Annotated in this window: 1 protein-coding gene; it reads left to right on the top strand. The window is 52.4% G+C overall.

Translation table 11 applies throughout. The features are described 5' to 3' along the window. Positions 1-30: 30 nt before the first annotated feature. Positions 31-732, top strand: a complete 702-nt coding sequence (locus tag K675_RS32570) for a transposase (protein WP_080635402.1) — start codon at positions 31-33, stop codon at positions 730-732. Positions 733-757 lie beyond the last annotated feature (25 nt).

Genomic DNA, 757 nt, shown 5'->3' on the forward strand with positions numbered 1-757 from the left:
TGAAAGCTTCAACGGAAGGAGGCTTCAGGTATGCCCAGGATGGGACGTATTGTTTTACCAAACTACCCGCACCATGTAGTACAACGCGGTCATAACCGTCAGATAGTGTTTGCGGATGCGGAAGATTATCAGCGTTACCTCGCAAATCTGCGGGAGCTCAAGGAAGTATTCGGCGTGAAGGTCTACGCCTATTGCCTGATGACTAATCATGTTCATCTTTTGCTGGCCCCCGGTGACGCGGTTGCAGGGTTGGGCCAGTTGATGAAGGCTCTGGCAGCACGGACGACACGTTATCGCAATCGGCTTGAGGGGCGTTCGGGTACCTTATGGGAAAGCCGATACAAGTCCAGTGTCGTGCAATCGGATGCCTACCTACTGGCGTGTTGTCGCTACATCGAATTGAATCCTGTCCGTGCTCGGATGGTCGCTGCGCCGGTAGATTACCCATGGTCGAGCTATCAAGCTCGGATGAGTGGGGTAGAAAGCGACTGTTTGCTGGATGTTGATCCTTGCTTCGCTGCTTTGGGTGATACTGCGAAAGAACGGGGGCAGCGTTACGAGGCATTTATTCGACAAGCTATTTCAACTGACGAAATCAGTCTGATCCGCGATGCTCTGCAAAGAAGTCAGTTGACCGGGACAGATCGTTTTGTGGACGAGGTGGAAAGGATTACTGGCTTACGGATAGAGAGACGAGGTCGGGGGCGGCCGGGGCGAGACTCAGGAAAATAAGGAAAATAAATCCGTCCCGTTTTTC

The sequence above is a fragment of the Pseudomonas fuscovaginae SE-1 genome, from assembly GCF_000364705.1.
Lineage (GTDB): Bacteria > Pseudomonadota > Gammaproteobacteria > Pseudomonadales > Pseudomonadaceae > Aquipseudomonas > Aquipseudomonas fuscovaginae_A.

What these genes read in the sequence shown, in the direction of transcription:
- K675_RS32570 (WP_080635402.1), top strand. Translation starts at nt 31, where the DNA reads ATGCCCAGGATGGGACGTATTGTTTTACCAAACTACCCGCACCATGTA.